Source organism: Chlorogloeopsis sp. ULAP01, assembly GCF_030381805.1.
Classification (GTDB): domain Bacteria; phylum Cyanobacteriota; class Cyanobacteriia; order Cyanobacteriales; family Nostocaceae; genus Chlorogloeopsis.
Genome location: NZ_JAUDRH010000011.1, coordinates 44,382 through 71,187, shown reverse-complemented (window position 1 = coordinate 71,187; position 26,806 = coordinate 44,382). Strand labels below are relative to the sequence as shown.

The following is a 26,806-nucleotide window of genomic DNA, read 5'->3' as shown; positions in this document are numbered from 1 at the left end:
TTACGGGAGTTAAGATTGAAAGCGGCGATCGCGCTTTTGATATCAACAGCAATACTGGAATATTTACAAACAATCTTTTAGTACATCACTCATCGGATGTTCGCGATCATCAAACTCTAGGGAAACTTCATATTTAGTTAATGGAAAAGGTTCCAAAAATGTACCTTTATCCCAACTTTCCAGTTGCCACCAAAGAGTTTGTACAGCTACCTGCTTGCCATCAACTACCTCAAAAGTAATTTCACCGAGATTATTTAATCCTACGATTTCTTTGCCGCGTCCCTTTTTACCACGATAATCACGATAATTTTTAGCCATCGCTAAATACTGCTCTAAATATTGCTCGCGTTCTTCTCCAGGTAAGGGAGCAGATATATATTGAGGTTTGATGTAATCCGAATCTTGTGGTTCACGAACTTGTTCGTATTTTCCTAAGATAAAATCAATTCGGTACCACCATTCGGGTTTTTGAGTAATTTCTAATAATCTATGCCAACTGCGTGCTTGAACTAAATCTATTTTTGCAGGTGTACCCTTAATTTTCCAAGGAATGCGTTGAAATATCTCATCAGCCAAAAAATCTATGACACCAATTTCTAGTTCCTTTTCTTGTTGATTGTTCCATCCTAAAATTTCTGCTGTTGGCAGATGTTTAATAGCTTCAATTGGGAAAAAACCTTTTTTATGTAATGAATGACTACCACCAGTTCCACTCACTTCATTCTTGAAGGAACTACTAGTAAATTGAACAACAATCATTTCAGTATTACTACTATGTGAATAATGAAAAGGATTTGTTGCTGCATATTGTAGGCGAGCTGCAAAACCATAATGTACATCACCAGATAAAACAATTACACGCCCTTTATTTGCGGGTGAAGTTCGTAATGCCAAAGCAGCAAGTAATCTTTCAAAAGCAGTTGCTTCTAAACCCCAAGCTTCTGGATCGAAACCCCAAGCCGCAGAACCAATTGTTTCAGCAAAAGCTTTGGCAGCTTTTTGTATTGTCTCCAAAAAAGGCACACCAATGACAGGCCCTGGTGAAATTACTAAAGTCACCTCTGCATCCTTGGGAGGAATCACTGCTGAGATTTGCTGATTGCAACCTTCCTCGCTCAAAAGTCCGGGAAAATCAAATTCTTTGCCTGGAAATGCACGCCAAGTACGAGTATCGAGTACTAAAACTTCATATCCTGGCCCTGTTACAGTGTAGTGCCAATTTAATGAATCTTTACTATGGGATACTTGCCTGGGATGACTATTGCGAATATTGGCAGGAAATGGTAAACCAATCAGCCGGGTTATTTCCTCTTCGGATTCTGGGTTTTGTCCTTGTGAAGTTGCCCATACTTGAGCTGCTTGCAGCAATGCCGCTCCTGATTTACCATGTTCAAACTCATCTGGTGTATTTCCCCAAGCTTGGCAAATAGCATATGCTAGTAAACCATTTTGCAGAACTCGCCTACCAAGAGGTTTACTGAGGGTGCGATCGCACCAAGCCATGTTTAGATACCAATCATCGGTAATTTCGTGGTCGTCAAATATCATGTAAGTGGGAACATTAGCCAAAGCGCGTCTGATTTTTTTGAGTGTCTCCCGAAAATTTTGTAAATACTTCAGTTCTTTTTTAAATTCAGCTTTACCCTTTGTAAATTGTGATGCATGAGGATGTACATCTGCAAAGGTTGGTAAATCTTCTAATTGAGGCCATAACACATCACACCAGGCAAATAAATACATTACACAAAATTCGCCAAATGTGAATAAATGGCTTTTAGCAATATTAGAAATTCTATTAATCTTATTCAGACTAGCTGTTAAACCAGCCACATAAGTTGCTAAATAATTACGCTTGCCAGGGTTTAAGTGTTCGGGGTTTGTGACAACTGGCAGTATTTCTAACCATCCCAAAAGTGTTTGGCTGGCATCCATTAACATGAACAGTAAAGCATCTGCCACATCATCTGCATAGATTTGATCACCTGTAAGAAAAAGTTGATGCGGTCGTTTTTTCGGATCTTTTGCTAAAGCTTCTCTAATCATTTTATCCACAGTAGCCAGCGCATCCATGCTTTCGCCGTGGGGCTTGCGACAAGAACCGTGAATAAGGCGTAAATCTTTTAAATTATTTGGTACAATTGCAAAACTGGGCAATTCATATCCAGGATAGGTAATCTCTGCAATCGAACCTTCTAGATTTAAAACTCCTGCCTTAGCCAGTGTTTCTCCAGGATCAAAAGCTAAATTATAGAGATAATTTTCACCATATAAAAGTACGGCATGGGAAGATTTGGCAGTAACAGCAACAATATGCAAATTATCTCCAAGTTGCGTTGTCTTCTTTCTACCTGTAATTAATACTTTTTTATTAGTATCAAAAATAACTAAAGTCACAGTACGACTTTCTTTTAAGGCAATCCAGACAGTAACGGCATTCGGTTCGGTACGTCGTAAAATAGGCCCTGCAAGAACGAGTGGTATCTGGTTAATTCGTTCTCTTAACGGTGTCCACCCCATACCACTTATGCCATCCAATAGTACATTTCGAGTATATTTGTTCGGCGAGTGATGTCAACTTTAACAGCATAATTCTTTTTCATGCCCATTTCTATCGCTTTGGCAACATATCATGAGTAGAAGGCAGTCCCAATGAAACAAGTTTCACAAGCCTTGCATGAAAAACCTCACCCCGTCCTGTCGGACACCCCTCTCCTTAGCAAGGAGAGGGGCAGGGGGTGAGTTGACTTTCAAGTCAGAGGGCAGAGAGCAGCGCGTTGCGGAGCCAGTGCGCCCTTGCGGAGCCAGTGCGGTGAAGCAGCCCCCGTCTTGGCGGTTCCCGGCGATGGGGGACTGCTGAACCCGGAGGGTGGACGGGTTCCCCGGCATAAAGGAGCCAGCGCGTTGCGCGGGTTAAGCGCGTCGAGTGCGACTGCCCAGAGGCAGAGGGCAGAAGGAAAGACTATCGCCCTCGACTTTCACATCCTACCAGGCAAGTGATACTATTTCTTTGCTGAAGTTAGACGCTCAAAGATATGCCTCAACTAGGACAAAAAGCACCTGATTTCACCGCACCCGATCAAAATGGTAACTTGGTTAGTCTCGGTGATTTCCAATCAAATTGGCTTGTCCTCTACTTTTATCCCAAAGATGATACTCCCGGTTGTACAACTGAAGCCAAAGAATTTACTGATTTTTATCAACAGTTCAGCAGCCTGGGAGCTAAAATTGTCGGTGTCAGCCCCGATTCGGAAAAATCCCATTGTAAATTTATAGACAAACACAACCTGTCGATCCAGTTATTAAGTGATCCAGAACACCAAGTATGTGAAGCTTACGGTGTATGGCAGTTAAAGAAATTTATGGGCAAAGAATATATGGGCGTAGTGCGATCAACCTTTTTGATTGCCCCTGATGGTAAGCTAGCTTATGCTTGGTCGAATGTGAAAGTCAAAAATCATGTTCAGGCTGTGCTTGCTAAGTTGCAGGAATTACTCAACAATACCTAAAGCGTCTTTTGCATCTGCAATTGTTACCATCAGCGTCATCGCAGCGACAGTTAAGCTCATCCCCCGACTGAAGTCTGGGGGATTTCACGGGCATCGGGAATTGGGAATTGGGCATTGGCCAATGCATGAATGCCCCTTGCCCCAAGACGACGGACGACGATTCTGAGCGCCCCTTAAAGGAACGGGCTTCCCCGTCGTCTTTTGGTGAAGGGATAAAACCGCATTTTAAGTAAAATTGTTTTGCTTTTTCTGAAATTGCGTGAACAAGAATGGCTCGGATGCCAGCAATTTTAGCTACTTGCAATGTGCGAAGCACCGCATCACGTACTAAATCACGCCCAATTCCTTGAGAGTGCCAGTTACAATCTACAGCTAGCCGCCCAATCACCATTACAGGAATTGGATCGGGCATATTACGTCGAACACGACTAGGTGCTTGGGTATTTACTACGCTTCCGTTAGCCAGACAATAGTAGGCAATAACTTTTTGTCCAGCAGTGACAACGTATTTTCGGGAAGCGCCACTAGCTTCATTCTTGAGTGCACGTTTCCTCAACCAATCATTCAATTCAAGACTACCAGAATCAAAATCTTCTAGCTGATGCTCTGGTTTTATAGGTTGAGGTGGTTGCAATATTTGATTCTGCTAGTTATCCACCTTTAATCCCACGGTGCTTTTGTTGACAGCAATTTACGGAGATTTTCATTAGCAGAGGGTGGTGCATCAAGGAGTTCTAAAAATAGTTTAAATTTCTCATCATCTAGTATAAATAGCCGTCGATTTAATAAAACCGCTTCGGCTTCTCGGCAAGCTGTCTCTAACATAAAATCGGAGCGGCTCTTACCGAGGGCTTCTGCCGCAGTGTCGATTAAATCACGTTGCGCCTGGTGTACCCGAATATTAATTGTGACATCACGGTTTCGATTAGTTGGCTTGGGCGATCGCGCTTCCATTTTTCAATAATTTTTAATGCCCACACAATGAATATACATTTTTGTATATACAAGTCAACACAGGCAGTAGGTGTGTTACTCAACGAGGAACAGTTTTCTACTCAGAGTATCTTGATGCTTTATCAAGAAGTTGTTGGCGATAGTCATCTAAACTTTTAGAATCACAAGAGATAGGATGAACTTGGATCAAATATTTCCAATCATTTACATCTTGGTCATCTATTAACATATTTGGCTTGGGTAAAAAGCCTGTAAACAGGTTTAATATACCAAGTTCCTCTGCAACTAGTCGTGCATAATCTGCTCCTCCAGAACTCCAACAGTAAAGCGTAGCACCTTGCTGTTTGAGTTGTTGAATGTGATTTATTGTTGCTGGAATGCGAATACGCTTACTACCAGAGGTACGCACGAGTGTATCATCCACATCAACATAAATAGTGAACTGTTGCATACACTTAAGGCTAAACAACTAGCCAATATAATACTTTATGGCTAAACAACTCTGCCCCTTACTCCCTATCCCTTATCAACTATTTCTTCTGACTTGAAAGTCACCTCACCCCCTGCCCCTCTGCTTAGCAAGGAGAGGGGTGTCCGACAGGACGGGGTGAGGTTTTTCATGCAAGGCTTGTGAAACTTGTTTCATTGGGACTGCCTTCTGCCTTCTGCCTTTTTATTCTCCCACCGTAAGGAAGATTTGCTAGCCTAATAATAATGGAATCGCATGAGGCGCGATCGCACAGGTACGTGATATCTGCTAGGCAGCAAAACTCTATTGAAAGTAACTAAAGAGACAGAACTATGACGGCATTTGATGCTAAATCCACCCCTTCCTACAGCCAAGAAGATGTACAGCAAATTCTCAAGCTGGCGATCGCTCATCAATCTAAAGATCAAGAAAAAGAATTTTCTTACGAACAACTTTTGGAAATTGCCGCAGAATTAGAAATTTCCCCAGAAACGCTGAAACTAGCAGAACGCGACTGGCAAGTAACTCAGGGAGAAATTCAACAGCGACAAGCTTTTAATATTTACCGCACAGAAAAATTCAAAAAGCGTTTTGGCAAGTTTAGCATTGTCAACGGTGTTTTGCTGCTTGTAGATCTAGTTGGTGGTGGTGGTCTTTCTTGGTCACTGTATATTTTACTATTTTGGGGACTGGGTATAGGTCTTGACGCTTGGAATACTTTTCAAATTAAAGGCGAAGAGTACGAAATCGCTTTCCAAAATTGGTATCGCAAGCATCAACTCAAACAAACTTTCAATAGAGTTGTGAATAAGTTTCTCAACGCGTGGCAGAGTTAGTGAGGCAAAAGGCAGAGGGCAGAAGAGAAGGAAGAGGATGGGGAAGGTGATCTGGAAGGAGAGAAGACGTGAGTCACGATCCTTCCCCTTCTCCCCCTCTCCGTGTCCTCTTCTTCCCAGTACCTAATCACCACTATCCTGACCCTAAATTTTGATACCTGTCCAAGATGTGATCATCTCCGTAGAGTTCACTAAATGCATTCCTACGTCGGCAAAGCGTTGAAAAGCGGCGCACGCTTGATCAGTAAAATCTACTACACCTGGAACAACTACCGGAGAAGTGCAATCCTCCAAGAGATAAACTTTTTGGGCTAGTTTAGGATCTTGTGCTTGAATTTCTGTCAGCAAATCATCTATTGTCCAAGCTACACAATGGCTCTTTGCCTGGCCAGCGATAATTATCGCGTCAAATTCCAGTAATTTTTGAATAAAGCGGGTATTTTTATCGGCAATAGGGCGAGCGTTGATATCCTCTAACACCTCTGGTCGAAGTACAGAGTAATTTTCTGTGAGTGGATTACCGCCTTTAATCTCAAAATTGGTTTGGCTATGGCGAGCGATCGCATGAAAGAAACAGGCTTCTTCAACTGCTGACACCAAAGCATGGCCGATGCCGCCCAGCATGGAATGATAAGGCCAAATAGTGAGTGGGTACTTGCCATCTTTACTCAAGCTTTGGGCGTAATGCAGAGCATAAGATTGTAATTCCATGTAGTCACCTTCAGCAATACTGTAGGCTACTGCTGGATTCACCTGCCATTTACCCTGCTGCACATCAGCTAAGGAAATCATCGTCATGGGTGCGGGATGCTCTCCAACATCGTTCACCCAAAATATCGGGTGAAAGATTTGCATAGCCGTGTGAGTATCCATTGTCGGGGCAATTTCCGTTATTACGTTTAAATTGCGATAAATGAACTCACATAACCGCACGTTGTCATCCACCGCACCAATACCAGAGCGTCCGCCGACAAATAGCTCAAAATCGGGAATACAAAAGGTATTTTGGACATCGATCGCCATTAGGAAGATGCGAGTTTTATCCTCAGCAGCAGGTTGGAGTTGGTGCCGCTTTGCCCAATCTTTTGCTTGTGCTGCTCTTTGTTGGTAAGGAACGCGCCATACTTCACCAACACGGCGAGCATCGAAATGGGTGGGAATGGGAAGTTGGGTAATAGTTTGAGCGCTCATAGATATAAGTGGTTAGGCAAAATTAAAGTTATGGGTGGAAGCAAGGGAACAGCAAAAAAATGTGTAATTAATTTTGTTTAGGTACTTATCTGTAGATCTCTAGTATGCAAAGATTGTTAACAAAATAATGCTTGCCAAACTAGCTTTGAAGTTTGACTCGACTTTAACCAAATTAAGCAGCGCAGGCAAGTTACAGCAAAAGTATGATGTCCGCCAAATCACCCATAATAAACAGTTTGTAGTCAGGACTTCAATCCCGACTTGAGGACTAAAGTCCTAACTACGAGCAAACATTTTTATTCAGTTTGATTAACTGGACATAATATAATTAGAATTGTGCAAATAAACAGAACTATATTACGAAAAGTAAATTTAACTAAAACCCTCTTTCCTTCTGCCCTCAACCTTGCCATAACGACAATTTTTAACGCCAACCTACTTAATTGAACCTTGAAAGTCTTTGCAAACAAAACAGTAATAAGAAAACTGGCATCTACTCATAGCTGCCAGTTTATAAGGTATTTTGTTGAGCAAATGCGTTATTCAATTTTGAATATCGGCAATCCTAACCACCGATAATCACGCGATCGCTCGCATTCTGTTGCCCCTTAGCCTCTACTTCTCTAGCTTGGGGTGTACCGTGCAGTTTTGGTTCGGGTTGGGGTGGTGTTGGTTCTGGGCCTAACGGTTGAGGATTTTTAACGTACTGAAATTCTCCTTTACCGTCCATTGAAGCACCTTTTGCCCAGCTACCTTCAGCACTTTCAGTTCCTTCGGAATGATTCCAGAACTGGTAAGCAAACTCGCGCTTTTCCAATTCCAATGGGAAGGAACTGGGAACAGGAGTATCTTCTAGCCCCTCTGCTTTCAAATCTTCAATAGCTGCTAACCATTGGTTTTGATGCATGGTATCGCGAGCGATCATGAAACTCAAGGTGTCTTTCACCCCAGGATCGTCGGACATTTCATACAGACGTACTGCCTGCAAACGTCCTTGGGACTCTGCGTGGAGATTTGACCGAAAATCTGCCATTAGGTTACCACTGGCAACGATAAAACGACCATTCCAAGGAAAACCAACACTATCAGCTGGCATGGCACCCAAACCGGAAACAATGGCGTGCTGAGGATTCATCGCTGCTGCCATGATTACATCCCGTGGATTGCTACCACCCATAACTGCACCCACAACTGCATCTTTTGCACCTTCTTCTTGCAATTTTACCGGTGCTTTATCCAGTAGGTGAGCAATCATTGTGGCCAGCATCTCAATATGACCGATTTCTTCAGTACCAATATCAAGAAGCATATCCCGATATTTTACAGGGCCTCGGCAATTCCAGCCTTGAAACAAGTACTGCATCATTACCGTCATTTCCCCAAAGGTGCCACCGATGAGTTCTTGAATCTTCATCGCGTAGACTGCATCTGGTTTTTCTGGCGGTTTGAAGTACTGTAGCTTCTTTGTGTGGTAAAACATTATTATTCCTTAATTAATTACAACTTGTTGGGCTAGCACAAATTCAAATTCTGAAATTTCTCTGAAATTTGTGCTGCCTATTCTTTATAGGAAACCCACTAAATCTTTGCTCGACATCATTCTTTAGTTACATAAAAAAGTACGTAAAAATAACCATCCTGACTGAGGTTATACAATTTTGGATTTTGGATTGAAAATCCCTTCTGTATCCGAAAAAATACAATTTCCCGACTTTTTACCAGAAGTCGGGGAGCTGATAGGGCGGATTTTACAACTTAATTCTCATCTCGTCCGTGAACTTGGGCTGGTGGGCTAGTTGCTTCTACAGCCGTGAATGGTTCTAATATTTTGTAGGTGTGAGAAGCCCCTTTCGGAACTACCCAGGAATTTCCAGCTTCCAGCAAAACTGTTTGACCTTCGATATGTAATTCGGCGCGACCTTTAATCACATAACCAACGGTTTCATACTCTCGCGCAGTTTGCTCTTTAGGTTCACCGGGTTGTTCATCTTCCCACAGACGCATAGAAATAGATTTGCCAGATGCGAGATATTTTTCCCCATGTTCACCTTTGGGAGAATGAGCAGAGTCAATCTTTGTAACAGTTGTATCAGACATTTTTTTTCCTCTTGTTTTTTAATTGCATCTATCTCACTACACAACTGGCGGGCCTGGTGTTTGCCAATTTCGCAACCGCAAAGCAAGAATTAAGAGCGTGATGCCAAAGATAATTGCATAAGCTCCTATACCCCAAAGAATTGCTAAAGCACCTGCACCTGGCCAAATTGCTGCTAAAATGCCAAAAACTACTGAGGCGATTCCAGCGATCGCAAGCAACCACTCATTCTCAATTTCTTTGCGTAGTTGAATGGCAGCAATAATTTCGAGAATGCCAGTGATAATAGCCCAAGCAGCAATAAAGTAAAGCAGTATTAGAGCTGTAATTCTAGGCCAGAAGAAGACCAGCACACCGGCGATAATGCCCACTATTCCCTCAAACAGCAATAGCCATTTATTTTCTTCTGATCCTCGGCTTCCCAATGCAGCGATCGTAGCCAAGATACCACTTAGCAGCACGAAGAAACCAAATAATGCTACCAGCACAGCAATACTAATTGCCGGCCAAATAAAAACTGCCACTCCAAAGAGAATTGCCAACACACCACGAAATGCTAACGTCCACCAATTGCGAGCTAGCAGAGTTCCAATTCTGCGGTTGGGAGATTGCCTCATGGTTTGAGCACTACTTTAATACAGTTATCTTTTTTGTGCTTGAAAATTTCGTAGCCGTGGGGCGCTTGTTCTAAGGGTAGGCGGTGAGTAATCACGAATGACGGATCGATATCACCTTTTTGAACGTGTTCTAGTAAGGGGCGCAAGTATTTATGGACATGGGTTTGTCCCATTTTAAATGTCAGCCCTTTGTTAAAAGCTGCACCCATTGGAATTTTGTCAAGGAAACCACCGTAAACACCCGGAATCGATACGTGACCACCCTTACGACAGGTAAGTAGTACTTGCCGGAGTGCTGTTGGTCGGTCTGTTTCTAGGCGCACTGCTTGCTTAACCCGGTCGTACAAAGCATCGAAATTGGTACCGTGTGCTTCCATGCCTACCGCATCAATAACAGCATCAGGCCCGCGCCCGCCAGTCATTTCTTTGAGGACTTCGCCTGGATCGACTTCTTCATAATTGATAGTTTCCGCACCGCTATAACTCTCAGCTAAACGCAAGCGTTCTGGAATGCGGTCAATACCAATTACACGTTCTGCACCCAAAAGAAAAGCACTTTTGATGGCGAATTGTCCGACCGGGCCGCAACCCCAAACTGCAACAATATCTCCTGGTTTTATATGACAATTTTCTGCTGCCATATAACCAGTGGGAAAAATATCGGTGAGAAACAGTACTTGGTCGTCTGTTAAACCATCGGGAATTTTGAACAAGCCGACGTCGGCAAAGGGTACGCGGGCGTACTCTGCCTGTCCACCTGCATAGCCACCCAACATATGTGAGTAGCCAAATAGACCAGCTGGCGAATGTCCCATCAGCTTTTCAGCAATCCAAGCATTGGGATTGGAATTATCGCACAGTGACCACAAGTCACGGTTGCAAAAAAAGCAATTACCGCAAGAAATAGTAAAAGGAACGACCACGCGATCGCCAACTTTCACATTCTTTACCTGGCTACCCAGTTCAACGACTTCCCCCATAAATTCATGACCAAGGATATCGCCTTTTTCCATCGTGGGGATAAAGCCATCGTAAAGATGCAAATCAGAACCACAAATCGCCGTGGAAGTAATTTTGACAATTGCATCACGAGGATTTAATATTTTCGGATCTGGAACAGTCTCAACTCGGACATTATTGGCACCATGCCAGCAAACAGCTTTCATAATTAATATGTAAATTTCAAAATTTGACCTCCCTCTTGCGGCTACCGTGTACACACAAGTCTATTTTTTCTCATTACCATGCTCTGCATAATAATGAAAACTGGGGGGCTACGCTTCCTCTTCATAAGGCAGAGCCTCAATCATGGTTACCCCAGGCTCCAGCCTGGGTAAAGAGAAAAAACGGGATTTGGGGTAATTAAATCATTTGTGTGTAAACCGTAGCCTCTAGCAGGGGGTATAGTGAAGTTGGAGGTTATATATAGAACGCAACTTCACTAAGAAACGAGATTATTTATCGAGTGGTTTTTGGTAATACCTTGGATCTTGATACTCTTGCCGTCGGGAATAATCTTGTTGATTTTGTTGACTGCCAGTTAATGACTCAACTGCTTCTCCAACTTTTTGTTTGGCTGACTGTATAAAGTCTTTTGTCGCTTCAGGTACGGGCTCATCAAGATTGAGTTTTTCGCGGACGTTACCAGCAGTATCTTTCAAGTTTCTTTTCGCACTGTCTACTACTTGATTAGAAACGTTTTCGTCGGGTGTACCTTTGTAATAGTAACCGTATGGAGATTTCACGGTTTCACCACTTTTATTAAAACTACCTTGAGAGTATCTCTCAGTACGTTCTAACTGTTGGTTATTGTATCTATTCGCGTTTCTGTCTTGATTGAAAGCATTTCTATCTTGATTAAGAATATTTCTGTTTTGAGTAGAAATATTTTCATCAGGTGTGCCTTTGTAATAATAACCGTATGGAGATTTCACGGTTTCATCAGCGAAAGCTTGTGCTGTATTGCCAAAAGCCTGCATGAGCAAGACAGATAGGGCGACTACAAGCATCATGAGAATTTTATGCAAGCACAGATTTTTGATTACAGAAATGAATTTGTTCATAAATATCCTCCGATTAAATCGTTTGCTAGTTAGTAGATAGTTGTTGATTGCTAATTGTTAATAGCTAATAACTAATTGCAATTAATCATTAACTATTCGTCATTAACACCAACCAAATCTGTTTACGGTTTCAGCAGAACTTTGATGCAGTTATCTTTCTTATGCTTGAAAATTTCAAAGCCCTGCTTCGCTTCTTCTAGAGGTAAGCGATGGGTAAAAACTTGCGACGGATCAATTTTGCCTTCTAAGACATAACCCAACAACAAGGGCATATACTTCTGACCGTGCATTTGCCCCATTCTGAAAGTTAAACCCTTATTGAAGGCTGCACCCATTGGGATTTTATCTATAAAGCCACCATAAACTCCCATTACCGAGAGAGTGCCGCCTTTGCGACAAGCAAGCATCATTTGCCGCAGCACGTGTGGGCGATCGGTTTCCAATCGAACTGCCTGCTTGGCTTCATCGTAAAATCCTTCTAAACCTGTGCCGTGAGCTTCTAATCCTACTGCATCAATACACGCATCAGGGCCGCGTCCTCCTGTCATTTCTTTGAGGGCTTCGCCTGCATCTATTTCCTCATAATTAATGGTTTCCGCTTTGGCAAAGTCTTTGGTCATTTGTAGGCGTTCAGGAAAACGGTCGATACCAATCACTCGTTCTGCACCCAACATATACGCGCTACGCATGGCGAATAATCCCACAGGACCGCAACCCCAAACTGCTACAATATCCCCAGGTTGAATATCGCACAGATCCGCTCCCATGTAACCAGTGGGGAAAGCATCGGAAATAGGCAGTAGTTTTTCATCAGAAATCCCTTCTGGAACTTTCACTGCACCAAAATCAGCAAACGGCACGCGCACGTATTCTGCAAAGGCTCCTGCATAACCACCAAAGGCGTGGGAATAACCGAAGATACCTGATGTTCCAAACCCATAAACATTTTCTTGCATCCAAGCGTTGGGGTTGGAGTTATCACATAATGACCACATTTGATGTTGGCAATAGTGGCATTGACCACAGCCAATAATTGAGGAGACAACAACGCGATCGCCTTTTTTTAAAAGGTTGACTTCACTACCAATATCGACTACCTCTCCCATGAATTCGTGACCGATGATGTCACCAGTTTGCATTGTTGGGATATAGCCATCATAAATATGCAGATCAGAACCGCAGATAGTAGCTGATGTAATTTTGAGAATAGCGTCACGCGGATTCAAAATTTTTGGATCAGGAACTATCTCTACTCGTACATCATTGGCACCATGCCAGCAGGCTGCTTTCATATCAATTTTGGATTTTAGATTTTAAATTTTAGATTGCTAATAGCTATTAGCCATTCCCTTTTGGCTGTCCTTCGGTTGTAGCGATTTCACCTGCCTCCATTAGCATTTTGAAACGGCGTAACTCATCACCAATCTGTTGTTCTGGTTCTTCACCAAAAAGTTTAGCTATGGCAGCTCCTAGCGCTCCTCCAGGCGGATTATATTCCATCACAACTTTGACTTCAGTGCCGCGATCGCCTGGTGCTTTTGTGAAACGGACAAAACCAGAGTTGTCAACATCTGCCCCTTCTACCGATGCCCAAGAAATAAACTCGTTTTCCCGGTCTTCTAGAATATCTGCATCCCACTCTACACTTTGACCCAAGGGTGCATTGGCTATCCAGTGAGAACGCTTATCGTTATACACCTTCACGAACTTAAGATGTTTCATGAATCTGGGTAGATTCTCGAAGTTATGCCAAAAACGGTAAAGTTCGTCTGCCCCTTTATTTATCGTTACTGTCTTTTCAACTCTGATCGCTTGACTCATGCCTATTGCTTCCTGCACTTGTTTTGCTGTGCTTTGTTTAGTCGCACCCTGATAAATTAGACCTCCACCCGCTAGTGCCATCAATGCGCCCTTGAGCGATCGTTCTCTCAAACCCATTAGCACCAAGGCACCACCACCAATTAAAGAAGCCCAGCGTTCCGCTTCACTAGCTTCACCATTACCACCGCTTAACTGATTTCCTGATGTTGATGTCACTTGTATATCTCCTTCACTGAGCGAATAAGGAATCGGAGATTGGGAAGAAGAGGACAAGGAGAAAGATTTTCCCCTTGTCCCCTCATCTCCCCCTCCTCTTCCTAGTTCCTAGTCCCTAACTTACAGCTGCTCCTGTCGTAGGCTGAGTCGGCTTCACCTGTGCGCCCATTCTTGTCCGATACAGATCCGCTAGACGCTGCTCGTACATCAAGAGGTCTTTGTGAATTTCTGTGAAAATCCTAGTTGACACTGGATCAGTAATTGCTACACACAAATTGCCGATATCACCTATACCAGTTTGTAGATCGCCCAAGGCGGAACGTAATTGATAGATATCGTCACTACCTGTAAGAGTAGTTTTCACTTTGGCATACTTATCGGCAATATTGGCGGCTAAGGAAGGTTTTTCACCCAATTCGGTAAGTCGTGCTTCTAATCTTTGAATATGGCGCTGTCTCAGGGGAATCATCTCTTGGAACAGAGATTTTATTTGTGCATCCGATTCTTTTTCAGTGTATTTTTCTAGTGCTTCTAATGCATAGCGCTCACCAGCCAAGGCGGTGTTTAAAGCTTTGGTTATATCACCTTTGGTAGAACCACCCCAAGCATCGGCAAGTTTCCACCATTCGGCTGTTTGATCATTTTCATGAGGTAATGCAGCATCTTTACCGCCATATCCCAAACGGCTCAAAATCGCTGTGGCAAATATCGCTAAATCTCCAGGTTGACGTGATGTAATTAAGTTTCCGTCAATCACCAGGGGTTCATCTATATAATTCGCACCGGCGTTGATCATGTCCTTGCGAATTGCTATAAAGCCAGTAGCTTGTTTACCTTTAAGTAAATCGCCTTCAATTAGAAGTTGCGGTGCGTGACAAACGGCTGCCACTAATTTTCCTTGCTGCATGGCTTCTTGAACAAAGCGCACCATGTTGGGGTTCCGTCGCATTTTGTCGGGAGCCACACCACCGGGAATAATGACAGCATCAAACTCAGAAGCCACTGCTTCGGTTGCCGTACCATCAGGCTGTATGGAAACTTTACTTTGTTTTCCGTGATATTTTTCGTTCATGCGCGAACCAAGGACAACAACTTCCATGCCCGCCTGTTTAAGCGCATTGTATGGTACTTGAAATTCTGCATCCTCTACATCATTTTCAATCAGGAAAGCAACTTTCTTTTTACTGGAATTGTTAAGTGCCATTGAATTTCCTTGTATTTTTTTTAACAACTTGATATTAGTTATTTCATTAAAGGTTGTTGACTACAAGTTATGAGTAATACTGTATTGATTCCAAACTCATAACTTCTTTATGGGCAAGTTGACGTACTTTGTCAAAAGCTTTGCAGAGTGCGCCTAAGCCCCTAATTTTATGTAGTTAGTTCGCTACTGGGAGGAAATAGTTCTGCATAATCCTCTGAAAAATTATGTTGAAAATCAGCAAATTCACCTGGTGTAACTGCATCTTGTAAAACTGTAAATACAGAGCGGATATGTATTACTGCTGCTGTTGGGTCAACGTTTTCTTTTTCACCTACCTTAGATATAAAATCTTCCAAAGTAAATGATTGACCACTCTCACCTTCTCGACCACGTAAATATCCTGCTAATTCTTCTGGTAACTGGGCGGCTAAGTGATTGGCTTCATTGCCAACTATCCGTTCTTTAATTGTTTCGAGTGTTGCACGGGTAGCACGTTCTGCTTCTTCACGAGAATTTAATTGAGCAACACTTTCAACGTGTTTAAGGAATTCTTCATATTTCACCTTTCTGCCTCCGCTAACGACATAAAATCAATCTTTATTTTTTATCTTTTATCTATTTCTTTTAAATACAACAATCAGATTAATTTTTATAACTTTGAGAAAATATTCAAATTGATACAACCTTTTTTATTTAAGTAAGTAGAAATAATCGTAGCTTTTCTAAAAAATGGTTAGGATTTATAAAATCACGCTCTACCACAATCTATTCTATTAGGAATTTAGTGAATTGAAGAGAGAACATTCATTTTATAAACCCCAACTCAATCCTATGTGACTTTGACCATGAACTCTTAGTTATACGGCTATTTTGGATTTTAAAACTTTAGATTTCTTCATTCAATAGAAATAACAACAATATGAATTTGATATGTCTTAGGAAAGAAACAAAAATATTTTGGTTTTAGATATAGATTAAAAAAATAGTTATGAGCTATGATTTTTTCTAGGCAATAATAAAATTATTCATGCCTGTATTTCATAACTCATAACTTAGATGAAGTGGCTATAGCGTGGATTCACTCTTTCAAGGTTATGCATAAATTTCTATTTGCTCTTCGCTCCAAAGAGTGAAATAGTTTTCATCCTAAAGGGATAGACCTTGAGGATGACAAAGCTTGAAAAATAAAGCGTTATTGTGAGCGTGCAACAGAGGACAAGTATTTATGGTCAATCCACAATTTGAAAAAGATTTAGAAGCTCAACTCAATCAAGTTGATCCAGATAAGCAACCCCAGCAGAAAGATTTACCATCGCAAGTTTCTGATTTACCGCAGGAAATTACAGAATCTTACGGTACTGGTGTTAAGGATGAGCCGGGGCATAACATAGGCGATCACAAACAACGATATCAGACGCAGGGAAACGCACAAGCCAGTCCAGAGATAACAGGAGGAGATATAGATGCGGCTTGGGAACTTGAGGCAGACGTAGGTGATGAAGCAGTTGGTGGTACTGCTCCCACTCCCGATCAAGATATTGTTGATGAACTTGGTGCCGCCGTAGGACTAGAGATGGATGACAAAGCATTCCTGCGAACAAACGAAATTTTAGAGCAGCGCGACGACAGGCGTTGGGAATTAGATCCCACATCTAGCGAAGATTATGAGCAGCGAAGAGAGTGAAGAAGACGCGGAGAGAAATGAAGACAATGGGAGAGAACCTGATTCACAATTCCCCGTGTCTCCGTGTCTCCGTGTCCCCTTTTCCCCGTGTCCTCTTTCTGCCTACATCCGTGATTGCGTTTCCTTATTCTCTAATCCTTCGCGAGAGTGATCGAGACGTAATTCACCCTTTGGTTCAAAGCGCAACCAGAATGGAGTTTCTTTGCCAACTGCTCCTTTTGCAACAGTGACACCACCATCTGCCAGCCACAATGCACCCGTTACGTAGCTTGCTTCATCAGAAGCGATAAAAGCGTAGACGTTTGCCATTTCTTCACTTGTACCGCGTCTTCCCATCGGTGTGGCTTGAATGAGAGTATTTTCCATCTCGGCATTCATTGGCCCTTCTTCTTTGTGTGTCCAAGCAGTATCAATTGCACCAGGACATACACAGTTAGCTCGAACACCATGTTTGGCTTGTTCAACAGCAACACCCTTCATAAACGAATGCATCCAGCCTTTAGTGCCGCCGTATGGTGTATTGTATGCTAAACCATTAAAGCCTGCTTCCGAACCAGCCGAGACGATGTTACCCCGTGTTTTTTGTAGGTGTGGCAGTGCGTATTTTGTCATTAAGAATGCTGAACGGAGATTCATGCGGATGGTTTCATCAAATACCTCAACAGGGTAGTCCTGAGTTTCGGCTGTGGCAAGAAATACTCCAGCGTTGTTAATGAGAATATCCAACTTACTGTAGGCGTTGAGTGCTGTTTGCACGCAGTTTTGAGCATGAAATTCTTGGGAAACATCACCCGCATAGGCGATCGCTTTACCGCCATAATGTTTTATTTTTTGCACCACATCTTCAATTGGATCGTCTGGTAGTCCATTGACAACAACAGAAGCACCTTCTTTGGCAAATTTATGGGCAATAGCTTCTCCAATACCAGTACCAGCACCTGTGATAATAGCCACTTTGCCTTCTAATCGTCTATCCATTTTTATCACCCTTGTGAATATTTAGCTAGCGATGCGATCAGTAATTGGTAATGTTTAATAGTTAATTGGCATTAACCATTAACCACTTTCATTTTTCAATTGTTCTTCTCTTTGATTGAGATACATCTGTCTTCAGTAGGGTTCGATTTTAAAGTCTACTTTGATAACTTTGCTAGTGGTGTTAATTAATTTAATTGCAATCGGAGTTCATAATGACATTCACTCAATCTAACGATCCAAATATTCGCGAACACGTACAAGCTTTTCAAAGTTTACCTGTAGATGAACAGCTTGCGTTGTTCTGGTTTATCTACAAAGAAATGGGTGACTCTATTACTCCTGCCGCTCCTGGTGCTAGCACAGTTTCTCCAGAAGTTGCTGAAGGTTTGTTCAATCAAGTTAAAGAACTATCTCATGAAGAACAATTACAACTTCAGCGAGACTTGATTAATAAAGTAGATAATCAATTAGTTCGTGAGTATGGCTCTTTTAGCGACACCACCAAACTACTATTTTGGTATCGCCTTGCTCAAGGAATGGAAAACGCCACAATCATCCCAATGCCCGCTAATTACGAACTTTCCTCACAGGCTCAAGAGCTTTTCGAGAAGATTAAACAATTAGATTTTGGTGAACAGATTACTCTTTTCCGTGATTATGTGTCGCCAATGGGTGCTCAACCAAAAGCAGGTGCTGAAATTTAAAAATCTCTGTTGATGTTGTGATTTTCTTTGATTACTGAATTCTATAATTAAACAGATTTCATACAGGGAAAGTTTTAATTTTCCCTGTATTATCTTTTATAAAAGCTCATTTATTTTTTAGGTAGAGCAACTAATCGAAAAAGCGATCGTTAAGCTAATTTTTATCAAGACACAAATAGTAAATTCATTTAATCGGAACTCATCTCATTTATAAATGGCGATATCGCACTCACAAACTCAGTGGTAGACTCATAAGGTAAAACATTTCTACCAGGAACTTTTTTCACACTTCCTTGAGGTAAAGCTGTGAGGTAGTCAGCCAACCATTCATCTGCTGTAAGCTCTTTTCCTTCTTGGGAAATACTTGATACGTTTTCACCCACAACTACCAGTGTTGGTTGCTTGATGGAGACAACTGCACTACTGTAATCCTTTAACCAAAAGCCAGCCAAAAAAGAAAAAACTGCATAGCGACTAGCAATATCTTCTGCACCTGTGCGTAAAGTATTTAACCATTCTGCATCAACACTATTGGCAGATTTAAATAACTGTTTAATTGAAAAATTACGCAAAAATTTTTCTGTACGGGCATAGCGATAAAAAAGATTACCTAAAGGAGAATCTAAAAGGTTCCAAATACCTTTCTTTTGCCACTGTGGTGCTTCTTTCTTAATTAAAGGCCAAGCAGGAGGAGTAGCAAGTACTAATCCAGCAATTAAATTTGGTTCTTTTTTAACTAATTCGATTGCAACTGCAAATAAAGCACCTTGTACTATGACAACAACAGGTTTTTGTACTACTGTTTGTATAAAATGTCGTAACTGTTCAGCCCAATCACCTGGAGTACAAGCTATGTGGGGTTTATCGCTCTCGCCACAACCGAGTAAATCAGGATTATAAATTTGATTGCTATTTCCTTGTTGATACCATTCCCGACAAAAGTGCTGCCAAAATTGTCTTGATAAACCAACACCAATAGGATGAATTAATAGTAAAGGAATACCCTGAGAAGTTGAATTTATCGGTTTAAAAACTTCATATGCACAACGATAACTATGCCAAGTATAAAACTGGGTAGAAGATGCTGATTTATCTTGAGTAATCATAGAACTCTTTGAAAAACAACCGTCATTATTATCTTAGATAAAAGCAGAAAGTAAGTAGAAGGAAAAAGGCAGAGGGCAGCGCGCCCTTGCGGAGCGGCGTATCCGTTGGTAGATAAAAAGCGTATCATATCTAGTTTCTGGCGATAAGAATTTTACATTTAATTATGTCCACCTACTTATCTACATCATCTTCTAGCTTTAATGACCATAATGTCTTCATGAAATAAGGATGAAATTTATCTGTGGAATCAATCCAAAATCTAAAATCTAAAATCCAAAATCCCATGACTAGCTAAAAAGCATTTGTGGATGAACAAACTTGTATCCCGCTTCTTTTATTTTTTTATTTGACACTTTAGCGTTATAGGAACGCTTACTGCTTAGGGAAGAATCCCATGTAACTTTAGGTAGATTGTGGATTTCACACACGCGGTTAGCAATTTCACCATTTGTGAGATTATCATCATCCACAAGATTGTAAATACCTTGAAAGCGGTGACGACGAGCAAACTCACTTGCAATAACAATATCCTCAAGATGAATCCAGTTGGCTGGTTCCTCACCACTACCTGGACGAGTTGTACCAGCAAGTCGCTGATATATTTTTACCAGTTCTCGACGAGGTCCGTAAATGCCGCCCAAACGTAGAATACAAACGCGGAGATTTTCACTAGAAGCTGAAAGCAATACTTGCTCAGTTTCGCTGAGAATTTTTCCACTAGGGGTTGTAGGTGCAACTGGCGTTTCTTCATCTACCAATGCGCCATGTTGTTCACCGTATACAGAACAACTACTTGTGTATATAAGTTGCTGAACGCTTGGTGTCTGCTTTAAGGCTGAAACTAAAGTCTGGGCAGTTTGTAAATAAGTTTCTTCGTAAGTGCCGCTTCCTTTTGTACCAACACTCAAAAGTACAGCATCTTGATTTTTTAAGACTGATTTTAGCCCTTCTGGATCATTTCCTTGGACTGTTACAACTCGTTGAGCTAGTGATTGTAATTCTGGCACTCTTTCAGGAGTTGTTGTGGTTGCAGTAACAACTAAAGTCATCTTTTGTTGCCAATGGTGAGCAACAGCAGAACCAACATAACCACAACCAATAATTGCAACGTTCATAGGAATTTATACAAAAATAAGGATATTTAGTAGAGATGTGAGTGGCACGTCTCTACAATTAACTATTATCCTTGTTCATTTTGTCTAAGTTGCTTTAAGGTTTCAGTTTATAAGTTTGTGGACATAATTAAATGTAAAATGCTTATTACCAAAAACTAGACAGATAAGTCTTTCCTTTCTGCCTTCTGCCTCTTTGAAATTTGGAGCAGAGACTTCCTTCAAAAGCGTTGCTCACTCGACAAGGAGGCTTCAACTTCTCTCTGCCTCCTGGCTTTTACTTATTTTCTCTAAGCTACTTCCCTTAGTTGTGGCTTTTCATTTACCTCTGAAACATTCAAAGACAATTGTTCAGCTTGAGGCACTGCTGCTTGCTCTAAAACTTGTACTTCGATATTTACACTTATCAAATAACTGCCTGTATCAGCACCGACTGCTTCAGAAACTAATTTCGCCAGATCTGGGCGCTTGGCAGTCAATGGATCGCGTAAGATACACCGATCCCAATCGTGCTTGGCAGTCGGATTGAGACTAAGAATATAGTACTTTTTCATAGAACAGAACCCTTGAATCCATCTTCCGGAGGACTGTCACAGAGCCGCTTTGTTCTTAAACAGGCTTTGTGGACTCTACTTCTAATTATAGTACAAATGTACTAAATTGGATGGTAAATAGTAGTTAGTGGATAAGAGAGCACTCTTGCTCTAGTTCTCGTTACCAGGTTCAACCTGGTAACAAGGGTTTGCGAACTACTGCCTCCGCTACTAGTAACTAATTTGTCTTGCCATCAGCTTGAGATTTGAGCAGGTGAACATCATTTACCCAGACAGCTTGTTGCGGTACAGGAATGGCAATTCCGGCTTTGTCGAAGGCGATTTTCAAGCGGCGGCGAAATTCGCGTGCCACATCCCATTGTTTGAGTGGCTGTGTTTTAATCCACACACGAATTAATAAACCGCGATCGCCAAAATTATCGATTCCCAAAACTTGCGGTGTTTCTACAATTGGAAGTTGCCATTGCGGATCTTGATCCATTTCTAGGGCAACAGTCTTAATTAATTGCAAAGCTTCGTCAATATCAGCTTCGTAAGCAACTGGAATAGTTAGATCGGCTCTCGACCAACGACTAGAAAGATTAGCGACTATTTTAATTTCACTGTTGGGGATAGTAATTAAGCGTCCTTCCGAGTCTCGAACTTGAGTCATGCGTAGATTTAAATTTTCTACCAAACCTCCCACATTTCCCACATTAATAACATCACCTAGAGCGTACTGGTCTTCTAGGATAATCAGAAAACCGTTAATTGCATCTTTGATTAAGCTTTGGGAAGCCAAGGATATTGCTACACCGACTAAACCAGCACCCGCTAGCAATGGAACAATATCTATACCCAAAGAAATGAGAGCAAATAAAGTACCAACTCCCAAAAAAGCAATGCCAACAATACCTTTGGTGACACCAGAAATGGTAGAAACTCGTAATTGCAACCTTTCGGAACTTTCTGGAGTCAGTAGCGCACTACTACTGACAAAAGCAGAAGTGAAGCGATCAATCAGGGCATAGCTAAGACGGATAGCTACATAAGTTCCAATTCCCACACCAGCCAATTTTATAGGAATTTGTAAACCGATGAAAATTCCTAATTGTAGCGATCGCGTGTAAGGAAATAAACCAAGTATGAAGAATGTGCTGCCTCCCCAAAGCATCGTTTGAGCTAACTGATGCAGCCGTCTTTTTACCTCTTCAAGATGTCGATGATGCTGTTGATTGAGCTGGGAAGTAATTGGTTTCGCTGCGCTTGAAGTCGGGGAGGCTTGCTGCAATGAATGCCGTTTTGAGCGTTGCCGCCACTGATATAGCCCCCAACTGATGACAATAACACCAAGTCCAGTTGCGGAAGCAATTGCGCCTTGACTGAGTAGAAAATCAGTTCGTCGTTCCTGTCTTGCCTGCTTTAAATCTTCCTTTAAAATTTCGGAGATTTGATTTGCTGCCGTTAAAGGATCTACCTGTCGTAGATTGGCATCTTGGGCAGTAACCGTCATTAAATATTGATTATTGACAGTGATTATTGGTAGTCCGTTGTTTGGTTCAATGTCTACATTGACTTCTTGGGAAGGGGAATCCAAGTAATTTTGGGTTGCTCTGTACAAATTACTCTGAATACTCTCCAAACGCTCTGTAAAGTTCGTTCTTGGTGCGGATACCTGAAACAAGCGCCTACCATCCAAATAAACCCATCCTGTAACTATTCTGCCTTCTGGATCAGCAGGTCTTAAAGTAGGTGGTTGCAGGTTAGGGAAAAAAGGAAACTGCGCTGTAGCTTTTGGCATTACTCCAATAGTTATAACCATCGAAGAAAAAGCGATCGCTACAAATTTAGAGCGCAATGGACACCTCCTTGCTCTTTATAATACAGGGGACAGGGAATAGGGGACAGGGAATAGGGTACAGGGGACAGGATACAGTGAAAAAGAATAAAAGATTCTCTTTATATCTCCTACTACCCCACTCTCCGCGTCGCTGCATCTGTTTATCTCCGTGTCCATTCCCCATTTCCCCATCTTTCCTAATTCATTTCAATCCATGCTGGCAAATCAATTTAAGTAATTGTACCTGTCCAAAGTCGAGTGTCTGTTGGTCTTGACTTTAGAAAAAGTTATTAAATTTTTCTAAATCATCAAAATTATCAAGCAATTTCTGTAGGGTGGGTAATGCCTAACTTTCCTCAAACCCTTATTTTGAAGTTGTGGACAGTGCGCACCTTGCAGTTCTAAGGCAGTTCCCAAAAGAATATTCTGGATTTTAGATTCTGAGTTTTTTCCTCTACCTTAAAGATGAATTTTAAGAAAGAAGCTTAAATCTTAGCTGAGTTTGCCAGTCTTAGAATAATCTAGTAGAGTGCGTAAGGATTTACGCTAATTTTTTACTTTTTTGAGGAACTATTTGATGACTGCAACATCTCCCCGATTAAAGCACGAGGTTAAAGACCTCGCCCTAGCTCCCTTGGGAAGACAGCGCATTGAATGGGCTGGACGCGAAATGCCTGTTTTGCGGCAAATTCGCGATCGCTTTGCTCAAGAAAAACCCTTTGCGGGTGTTCGTCTTGTTGCTTGCTGTCATGTCACAACAGAAACAGCAAATTTAGCAATTGCTCTCAAAGCTGGTGGCGCAGACGCTGTATTGATTGCCAGCAATCCCCTCTCCACTCAAGATGACGTAGCCGCTTGTCTCGTCACCGATTACGAAATTCCTGTCTTTGCTATCAAAGGTGAAGATAATGAAACTTACAGCCGCCACGTCCAAATCGCTCTAGATCACCGTCCCAACATTATTATTGATGACGGTTGTGATGTGGTTGCCACCCTAGTTAAAGAACGTCAGCAGCAACTCGCTGACATTATCGGTACAACAGAAGAAACCACCACGGGAATTGTTCGGCTACGTGCCATGTTCAAAGATGGTGTTCTCACCTTCCCGGCTATTAACGTCAACGACGCTGATACCAAGCATTTCTTTGACAACCGCTACGGTACAGGACAATCTACACTCGACGGGATTATCCGCGCTACAAATATCCTACTAGCTGGTAAAACCGTTGTTGTTGTCGGTTATGGCTGGTGTGGTAAAGGTACTGCCCTGCGTGCACGGGGACTCGGCGCTAATGTAATTGTCACCGAAATTGACCCCATCAAGGCAATTGAAGCGGTGATGGATGGTTTCCGCGTCCTACCAATGGCAGAAGCTGCACCTTTAGGTGATTTATTTATCACAGTTACAGGTAATAAACACGTAATTCGCGGCGAACACTTTGACGTGATGAAAGACGGTGCAATTGTTTGCAATTCCGGTCACTTTGATATCGAAATCGACCTTGTTGCTCTAGGTACCAAAGCCAAGGAAGTAAAAACAGTACGTCCTTTTACTGAAGAATATCGCCTAAAAAATGGTAAATCAGTTGTAGTTCTTGGTGAAGGGCGCCTGATTAACCTTGCTGCCGCAGAAGGACATCCCAGTGCAGTAATGGATATGAGCTTTGCCAACCAAGCTCTTGGTTGTGAATACCTAATCAAGAATAAGGGTAAGTTGGAACCCGGTATTCATGCGATTCCTACAGAAGTAGATCAAGAAATTGCCCGCTTGAAATTGCAGGCGATGGGAATTAAAGTTGATTCCCTAACGCCAGAGCAAATCGAGTACATGAACTCTTGGACTTCTGGCACCTAATCTTTACCGAGAATTTAATTATGGTAATAGGATAAAAGCTTAAGCTAGAACTAGGTTTTCTAAGGCTATTGCCTTGGGATAGGTTAATCGCCTATCCCTTTTTCTATTTGATTACATTTATTCTCATCAGGCGAAGAAATCTATAGTAGTTCATTTATTTTGAAGATATATCTTGGTAGGGTTTGAGGTTTGTATTTGTGTGAACTAAAATCATCAACTGCATGCTGGGAAATGGCTAATTTCAATTCATCAATGATATAGCAGCATATTAGCCATATCTACACTTAGAAATGATTCATAAACTAAACCTCAAATTGTAGAGTTTTTAAGCATTGTTTGAATTTACTATATTTATTGGTGCGTTACTATACTTATTTCAAAACTTTGTTCATAGTGATGAAAAATAGTTTTACTTGGAAATCCTGAAATCAAGCTTCAAGACGCTCAGTCAAGTCTATTTTGGAACCTGCAAATCAAGAAAGAAAATTGTCTGTTCTCTTGTGCGGTGTAGATACATCCATGACTAAATGTTGATATATTAAGATGATGATTCCCTTTAAAAAGTATGTACCCGAAGTGAATTAGTACTTTAACTTGGAAGTTTTAAGATGAGTGTGATCGGTAAGCTTGCAATTGCGCCCGCAGTTGGGCAATTTCTTCAGCCATATCTAATACCATTGCAGCTCCCACTAAATTGAGTCCTAAATCTCGACGCAAACGCAAAATTTGACTAACACGAGTAATATCACGCGATCGCAACATGGAATTAGTTGGTGAAATCAATCCTAGTGTGGCGAAGCGTTCGATCAGCGCAGTTGATGTTTGTGTAACCAAAGCTGCATATTCAAATGTGTAAAGGCGATCGCCCTCTTCGGAGATAACCACCCGTGATAGCCCAGCTGAATTCATAATTTCACCTCTTGTAGAGCTGCACGTGGATCAAAAGTACTACTATCGCGAATTTTTTCATAGCACTCACGTTCCACCGGACTCATATCTTTAGGAGATACAATCTGTAGTTTGACAATTAAATCACTGCGCCCGTCTTTGGGCTGTTTCCAGCCTTTGCCCCGTAACCGCAAAGATTGCCCAGAACGTACACCCGCAGGAATTTTCATTGTGACGCTACCATCGGGCGTAGGTACTTTAATATCTGCTCCCAAAACAGCTTCATCCGGTCGAATGGGAATCTCACAAGTGATATTATCGCCTTCAAATCGAAAGAATGGATGGGGCAAAACTTCAATTGTTAAATACAAATCTCCCCGTTGTTGAGAAAATGGACTGGAACGTCCTTTACCCTTGATGCGGAGGCGACTTCTAGGTTTAGCACCACCTGGAATGCGCACATTAACAGTTTCGCCATCGATTTGCAGCCGCTTCTGTGTACCGTGAAACGCTTCAGAAAAATTGAGAGCGATCGCTGCTTCTGTATCCGGAGCAGGTGCTTCAGTGGCAACATTTTCATAAAAATCGCCAAACCCAGGTTGAGCGCCTGTATAAGTGCGATAACTGTAAGTTCTGCCACCTCCTGTCGCGCCACCAAAACGACCGAGCAGATCGTTGATAAAATCATCAAAACTACCGTATTGATCGAAATCAAAGCCACCAACATCTACTCTTGTACCCCGACTGTGCGGCGCTGCTCCAGTTGCCGCCGCTTGCTGCCAATATTGTCCAAAAGCATCGTATTTTTGGCGTTTTTCTGGATCGGAAAGTACTTCGTTAGCTTCGTTAATTTTTTTGAAGCGTTCCTCCGCTTCTTTATTTCCAGGGTTGACATCGGGGTGATACTTACGTGCCAGCTTGCGGTAGGCTTTCTTAATCTCCTCCGGTGTGGCATTTTTGCTCACCCCTAGAATTTGGTAATAGTCCTTGAAGTCGGTTGCAGCTGGCATAGCTGTTTCATTGCTGAATCGAAAAACCTGACTTTAGTTTAATTAAAGTATGGCTGACAATAATCTGTCGTCAGTATGGCATTATCAATTTGGTAATGCTAGTAATGTGAGGGCAGGTAAGAT

Annotated in this window: 26 protein-coding genes; 5 read left to right on the top strand and 21 right to left on the bottom strand. The window is 41.9% G+C overall.

Annotated elements, in window-relative coordinates; all coding sequences use genetic code 11:
• Nucleotides 1-63: 63 nt before the first annotated feature.
• On the bottom strand, nucleotides 64-2,517 hold the full coding sequence (locus tag QUB80_RS21480; protein WP_289791547.1) for a metallophosphoesterase family protein: 2,454 nt from the start codon (nucleotides 2,515-2,517) through the stop codon (nucleotides 64-66).
• 515 nt (nucleotides 2,518-3,032) lie between these two features.
• Here QUB80_RS21480 and bcp point away from each other — a divergent pair.
• On the top strand, nucleotides 3,033-3,506 hold the full coding sequence (gene bcp / locus QUB80_RS21475; RefSeq protein ID WP_289791546.1) for a thioredoxin-dependent thiol peroxidase: 474 nt from the start codon (nucleotides 3,033-3,035) through the stop codon (nucleotides 3,504-3,506).
• Here bcp and QUB80_RS21470 read toward each other — a convergent pair.
• From QUB80_RS21470 to QUB80_RS21460, 3 genes are all read right to left on the bottom strand, one after another.
• Complete coding sequence (locus tag QUB80_RS21470; protein ID WP_289791545.1) at nucleotides 3,493-4,140, bottom strand: GNAT family N-acetyltransferase; 648 nt, start codon at nucleotides 4,138-4,140, stop codon at nucleotides 3,493-3,495. The genes bcp and QUB80_RS21470 overlap by 14 nt on opposite strands.
• A 26-nt stretch (nucleotides 4,141-4,166) precedes the next feature.
• Nucleotides 4,167-4,460, bottom strand: a complete 294-nt coding sequence (locus QUB80_RS21465) for a type II toxin-antitoxin system TacA family antitoxin (RefSeq protein WP_289791544.1) — start codon at nucleotides 4,458-4,460, stop codon at nucleotides 4,167-4,169.
• A 97-nt stretch (nucleotides 4,461-4,557) separates the two neighbouring features.
• On the bottom strand, nucleotides 4,558-4,911 hold the full coding sequence (locus QUB80_RS21460) for a DUF705 domain-containing protein (RefSeq protein ID WP_289791543.1): 354 nt from the start codon (nucleotides 4,909-4,911) through the stop codon (nucleotides 4,558-4,560).
• Between the two features lie 350 nt (nucleotides 4,912-5,261).
• Between QUB80_RS21460 and QUB80_RS21455 the strand changes: the two genes are divergently transcribed.
• Nucleotides 5,262-5,765, top strand: a complete 504-nt coding sequence (locus QUB80_RS21455) for a 2TM domain-containing protein (RefSeq protein ID WP_289791542.1) — start codon at nucleotides 5,262-5,264, stop codon at nucleotides 5,763-5,765.
• A 144-nt stretch (nucleotides 5,766-5,909) separates the two neighbouring features.
• Here the strand turns inward: QUB80_RS21455 and QUB80_RS21450 are convergent, their stop codons facing one another.
• The 10 genes from QUB80_RS21450 to QUB80_RS21405 form a co-directional block, all read right to left on the bottom strand.
• A complete protein-coding gene (locus QUB80_RS21450; RefSeq protein ID WP_289791541.1) occupies nucleotides 5,910-6,956 on the bottom strand; it encodes a cysteine hydrolase family protein in 1,047 nt (348 codons plus the stop codon).
• A 565-nt stretch (nucleotides 6,957-7,521) separates the two neighbouring features.
• On the bottom strand, nucleotides 7,522-8,436 hold the full coding sequence (locus tag QUB80_RS21445) for a manganese catalase family protein (protein WP_289791540.1): 915 nt from the start codon (nucleotides 8,434-8,436) through the stop codon (nucleotides 7,522-7,524).
• Between the two features lie 275 nt (nucleotides 8,437-8,711).
• Nucleotides 8,712-9,053: a cupin domain-containing protein gene (locus QUB80_RS21440; protein ID WP_289791539.1), complete on the bottom strand. Its 342-nt coding sequence runs from the start codon at nucleotides 9,051-9,053 to the stop codon at nucleotides 8,712-8,714.
• Between the two features lie 36 nt (nucleotides 9,054-9,089).
• The gene (locus QUB80_RS21435) at nucleotides 9,090-9,668 is read right to left on the bottom strand and encodes an HdeD family acid-resistance protein (RefSeq protein ID WP_289791538.1); all 579 of its coding nucleotides are present in this window, start codon (nucleotides 9,666-9,668) and stop codon (nucleotides 9,090-9,092) included.
• Entirely contained in the window at nucleotides 9,665-10,834 is a 1,170-nt protein-coding gene (locus QUB80_RS21430; protein ID WP_289791537.1) for a zinc-dependent alcohol dehydrogenase, read from the bottom strand. Before QUB80_RS21430 ends, QUB80_RS21435 begins: the two co-directional genes overlap by 4 nt.
• Nucleotides 10,835-11,122: 288 nt before the next feature.
• Nucleotides 11,123-11,731 (bottom strand): hypothetical protein, encoded by a 609-nt coding sequence (locus QUB80_RS21425; protein WP_289791536.1) that lies wholly within the window; start codon nucleotides 11,729-11,731, stop codon nucleotides 11,123-11,125.
• 122 nt (nucleotides 11,732-11,853) lie between these two features.
• The gene (locus QUB80_RS21420; protein ID WP_289791535.1) at nucleotides 11,854-13,023 is read right to left on the bottom strand and encodes a zinc-dependent alcohol dehydrogenase; all 1,170 of its coding nucleotides are present in this window, start codon (nucleotides 13,021-13,023) and stop codon (nucleotides 11,854-11,856) included.
• 46 nt (nucleotides 13,024-13,069) lie between these two features.
• The gene (locus tag QUB80_RS21415) at nucleotides 13,070-13,768 is read right to left on the bottom strand and encodes an SRPBCC family protein (RefSeq protein WP_289791534.1); all 699 of its coding nucleotides are present in this window, start codon (nucleotides 13,766-13,768) and stop codon (nucleotides 13,070-13,072) included.
• A 115-nt stretch (nucleotides 13,769-13,883) separates the two neighbouring features.
• Nucleotides 13,884-14,972 (bottom strand): DJ-1/PfpI/YhbO family deglycase/protease, encoded by a 1,089-nt coding sequence (locus tag QUB80_RS21410; RefSeq protein WP_289791533.1) that lies wholly within the window; start codon nucleotides 14,970-14,972, stop codon nucleotides 13,884-13,886.
• 167 nt (nucleotides 14,973-15,139) lie between these two features.
• The gene (locus QUB80_RS21405; RefSeq protein WP_289791532.1) at nucleotides 15,140-15,535 is read right to left on the bottom strand and encodes a DUF2267 domain-containing protein; all 396 of its coding nucleotides are present in this window, start codon (nucleotides 15,533-15,535) and stop codon (nucleotides 15,140-15,142) included.
• Between the two features lie 662 nt (nucleotides 15,536-16,197).
• On the opposite strand from QUB80_RS21405, the gene QUB80_RS21400 reads away from it, so the two are divergent.
• On the top strand, nucleotides 16,198-16,656 hold the full coding sequence (locus tag QUB80_RS21400; protein WP_289791531.1) for a DUF6335 family protein: 459 nt from the start codon (nucleotides 16,198-16,200) through the stop codon (nucleotides 16,654-16,656).
• 102 nt (nucleotides 16,657-16,758) lie between these two features.
• On the opposite strand, the gene QUB80_RS21395 is transcribed toward QUB80_RS21400, so the two are convergent.
• The gene (locus QUB80_RS21395; RefSeq protein WP_289791530.1) at nucleotides 16,759-17,634 is read right to left on the bottom strand and encodes an SDR family NAD(P)-dependent oxidoreductase; all 876 of its coding nucleotides are present in this window, start codon (nucleotides 17,632-17,634) and stop codon (nucleotides 16,759-16,761) included.
• Nucleotides 17,635-17,846: 212 nt separating this feature from the next.
• Between QUB80_RS21395 and QUB80_RS21390 the strand changes: the two genes are divergently transcribed.
• Nucleotides 17,847-18,338: an orange carotenoid protein N-terminal domain-containing protein gene (locus tag QUB80_RS21390; protein ID WP_289791529.1), complete on the top strand. Its 492-nt coding sequence runs from the start codon at nucleotides 17,847-17,849 to the stop codon at nucleotides 18,336-18,338.
• A gap of 188 nt (nucleotides 18,339-18,526) precedes the next feature.
• Here the strand turns inward: QUB80_RS21390 and QUB80_RS21385 are convergent, their stop codons facing one another.
• The 4 genes from QUB80_RS21385 to QUB80_RS21370 form a co-directional block, all read right to left on the bottom strand.
• Nucleotides 18,527-19,444: an alpha/beta fold hydrolase gene (locus tag QUB80_RS21385; protein WP_289791528.1), complete on the bottom strand. Its 918-nt coding sequence runs from the start codon at nucleotides 19,442-19,444 to the stop codon at nucleotides 18,527-18,529.
• Between the two features lie 288 nt (nucleotides 19,445-19,732).
• Nucleotides 19,733-20,560, bottom strand: coding sequence for an SDR family oxidoreductase (locus QUB80_RS21380; protein ID WP_289791527.1), 828 nt, complete (start codon nucleotides 20,558-20,560; stop codon nucleotides 19,733-19,735).
• Between the two features lie 287 nt (nucleotides 20,561-20,847).
• On the bottom strand, nucleotides 20,848-21,111 hold the full coding sequence (locus QUB80_RS21375) for a hypothetical protein (protein ID WP_289791526.1): 264 nt from the start codon (nucleotides 21,109-21,111) through the stop codon (nucleotides 20,848-20,850).
• 217 nt (nucleotides 21,112-21,328) lie between these two features.
• The gene (locus tag QUB80_RS21370) at nucleotides 21,329-22,948 is read right to left on the bottom strand and encodes a mechanosensitive ion channel family protein (protein ID WP_502875307.1); all 1,620 of its coding nucleotides are present in this window, start codon (nucleotides 22,946-22,948) and stop codon (nucleotides 21,329-21,331) included.
• A 559-nt stretch (nucleotides 22,949-23,507) separates the two neighbouring features.
• On the opposite strand from QUB80_RS21370, the gene ahcY reads away from it, so the two are divergent.
• The gene (ahcY, locus tag QUB80_RS21365) at nucleotides 23,508-24,785 is read left to right on the top strand and encodes an adenosylhomocysteinase (RefSeq protein ID WP_289791525.1); all 1,278 of its coding nucleotides are present in this window, start codon (nucleotides 23,508-23,510) and stop codon (nucleotides 24,783-24,785) included.
• 603 nt (nucleotides 24,786-25,388) lie between these two features.
• On the opposite strand, the gene QUB80_RS21360 is transcribed toward ahcY, so the two are convergent.
• Together QUB80_RS21360 and QUB80_RS21355 are read right to left on the bottom strand one after the other, a co-directional pair.
• Complete coding sequence (locus QUB80_RS21360; RefSeq protein WP_289791524.1) at nucleotides 25,389-25,694, bottom strand: chaperone modulator CbpM; 306 nt, start codon at nucleotides 25,692-25,694, stop codon at nucleotides 25,389-25,391.
• Nucleotides 25,691-26,683, bottom strand: a complete 993-nt coding sequence (locus tag QUB80_RS21355; protein ID WP_289791523.1) for a DnaJ C-terminal domain-containing protein — start codon at nucleotides 26,681-26,683, stop codon at nucleotides 25,691-25,693. The genes QUB80_RS21360 and QUB80_RS21355 overlap by 4 nt, the downstream gene beginning before the upstream one ends.
• Nucleotides 26,684-26,806: the final 123 nt, after the last annotated feature.

Excerpts from the sequence above, each read along its gene's own strand:
- QUB80_RS21460 (WP_289791543.1), bottom strand. The coding sequence starts at position 4,911 with ATGCAACAGTTCACTATTTATGTTGATGTGGATGATACACTCGTGCGT.
- QUB80_RS21455 (WP_289791542.1), top strand. The coding sequence starts at position 5,262 with ATGACGGCATTTGATGCTAAATCCACCCCTTCCTACAGCCAAGAAGAT.
- QUB80_RS21440 (WP_289791539.1), bottom strand. The coding sequence starts at position 9,053 with ATGTCTGATACAACTGTTACAAAGATTGACTCTGCTCATTCTCCCAAA.
- QUB80_RS21445 (WP_289791540.1), bottom strand. The coding sequence starts at position 8,436 with ATGTTTTACCACACAAAGAAGCTACAGTACTTCAAACCGCCAGAAAAA.
- QUB80_RS21430 (WP_289791537.1), bottom strand. The coding sequence starts at position 10,834 with ATGAAAGCTGTTTGCTGGCATGGTGCCAATAATGTCCGAGTTGAGACT.
- QUB80_RS21380 (WP_289791527.1), bottom strand. The coding sequence starts at position 20,560 with ATGAACGTTGCAATTATTGGTTGTGGTTATGTTGGTTCTGCTGTTGCT.
- QUB80_RS21375 (WP_289791526.1), bottom strand. The coding sequence starts at position 21,111 with ATGAAAAAGTACTATATTCTTAGTCTCAATCCGACTGCCAAGCACGAT.
- QUB80_RS21400 (WP_289791531.1), top strand. The coding sequence starts at position 16,198 with ATGGTCAATCCACAATTTGAAAAAGATTTAGAAGCTCAACTCAATCAA.
- QUB80_RS21450 (WP_289791541.1), bottom strand. The coding sequence starts at position 6,956 with ATGAGCGCTCAAACTATTACCCAACTTCCCATTCCCACCCATTTCGAT.
- QUB80_RS21480 (WP_289791547.1), bottom strand. The coding sequence starts at position 2,517 with ATGGGGTGGACACCGTTAAGAGAACGAATTAACCAGATACCACTCGTT.
- bcp (WP_289791546.1), top strand. The coding sequence starts at position 3,033 with ATGCCTCAACTAGGACAAAAAGCACCTGATTTCACCGCACCCGATCAA.
- QUB80_RS21420 (WP_289791535.1), bottom strand. The coding sequence starts at position 13,023 with ATGAAAGCAGCCTGCTGGCATGGTGCCAATGATGTACGAGTAGAGATA.
- QUB80_RS21385 (WP_289791528.1), bottom strand. The coding sequence starts at position 19,444 with ATGATTACTCAAGATAAATCAGCATCTTCTACCCAGTTTTATACTTGG.
- QUB80_RS21355 (WP_289791523.1), bottom strand. The coding sequence starts at position 26,683 with ATGCCAGCTGCAACCGACTTCAAGGACTATTACCAAATTCTAGGGGTG.
- QUB80_RS21360 (WP_289791524.1), bottom strand. The coding sequence starts at position 25,694 with ATGAATTCAGCTGGGCTATCACGGGTGGTTATCTCCGAAGAGGGCGAT.
- QUB80_RS21465 (WP_289791544.1), bottom strand. The coding sequence starts at position 4,460 with ATGGAAGCGCGATCGCCCAAGCCAACTAATCGAAACCGTGATGTCACA.
- QUB80_RS21435 (WP_289791538.1), bottom strand. The coding sequence starts at position 9,668 with ATGAGGCAATCTCCCAACCGCAGAATTGGAACTCTGCTAGCTCGCAAT.
- QUB80_RS21395 (WP_289791530.1), bottom strand. The coding sequence starts at position 17,634 with ATGGATAGACGATTAGAAGGCAAAGTGGCTATTATCACAGGTGCTGGT.
- QUB80_RS21410 (WP_289791533.1), bottom strand. The coding sequence starts at position 14,972 with ATGGCACTTAACAATTCCAGTAAAAAGAAAGTTGCTTTCCTGATTGAA.
- QUB80_RS21390 (WP_289791529.1), top strand. The coding sequence starts at position 17,847 with ATGACATTCACTCAATCTAACGATCCAAATATTCGCGAACACGTACAA.
- ahcY (WP_289791525.1), top strand. The coding sequence starts at position 23,508 with ATGACTGCAACATCTCCCCGATTAAAGCACGAGGTTAAAGACCTCGCC.
- QUB80_RS21425 (WP_289791536.1), bottom strand. The coding sequence starts at position 11,731 with ATGAACAAATTCATTTCTGTAATCAAAAATCTGTGCTTGCATAAAATT.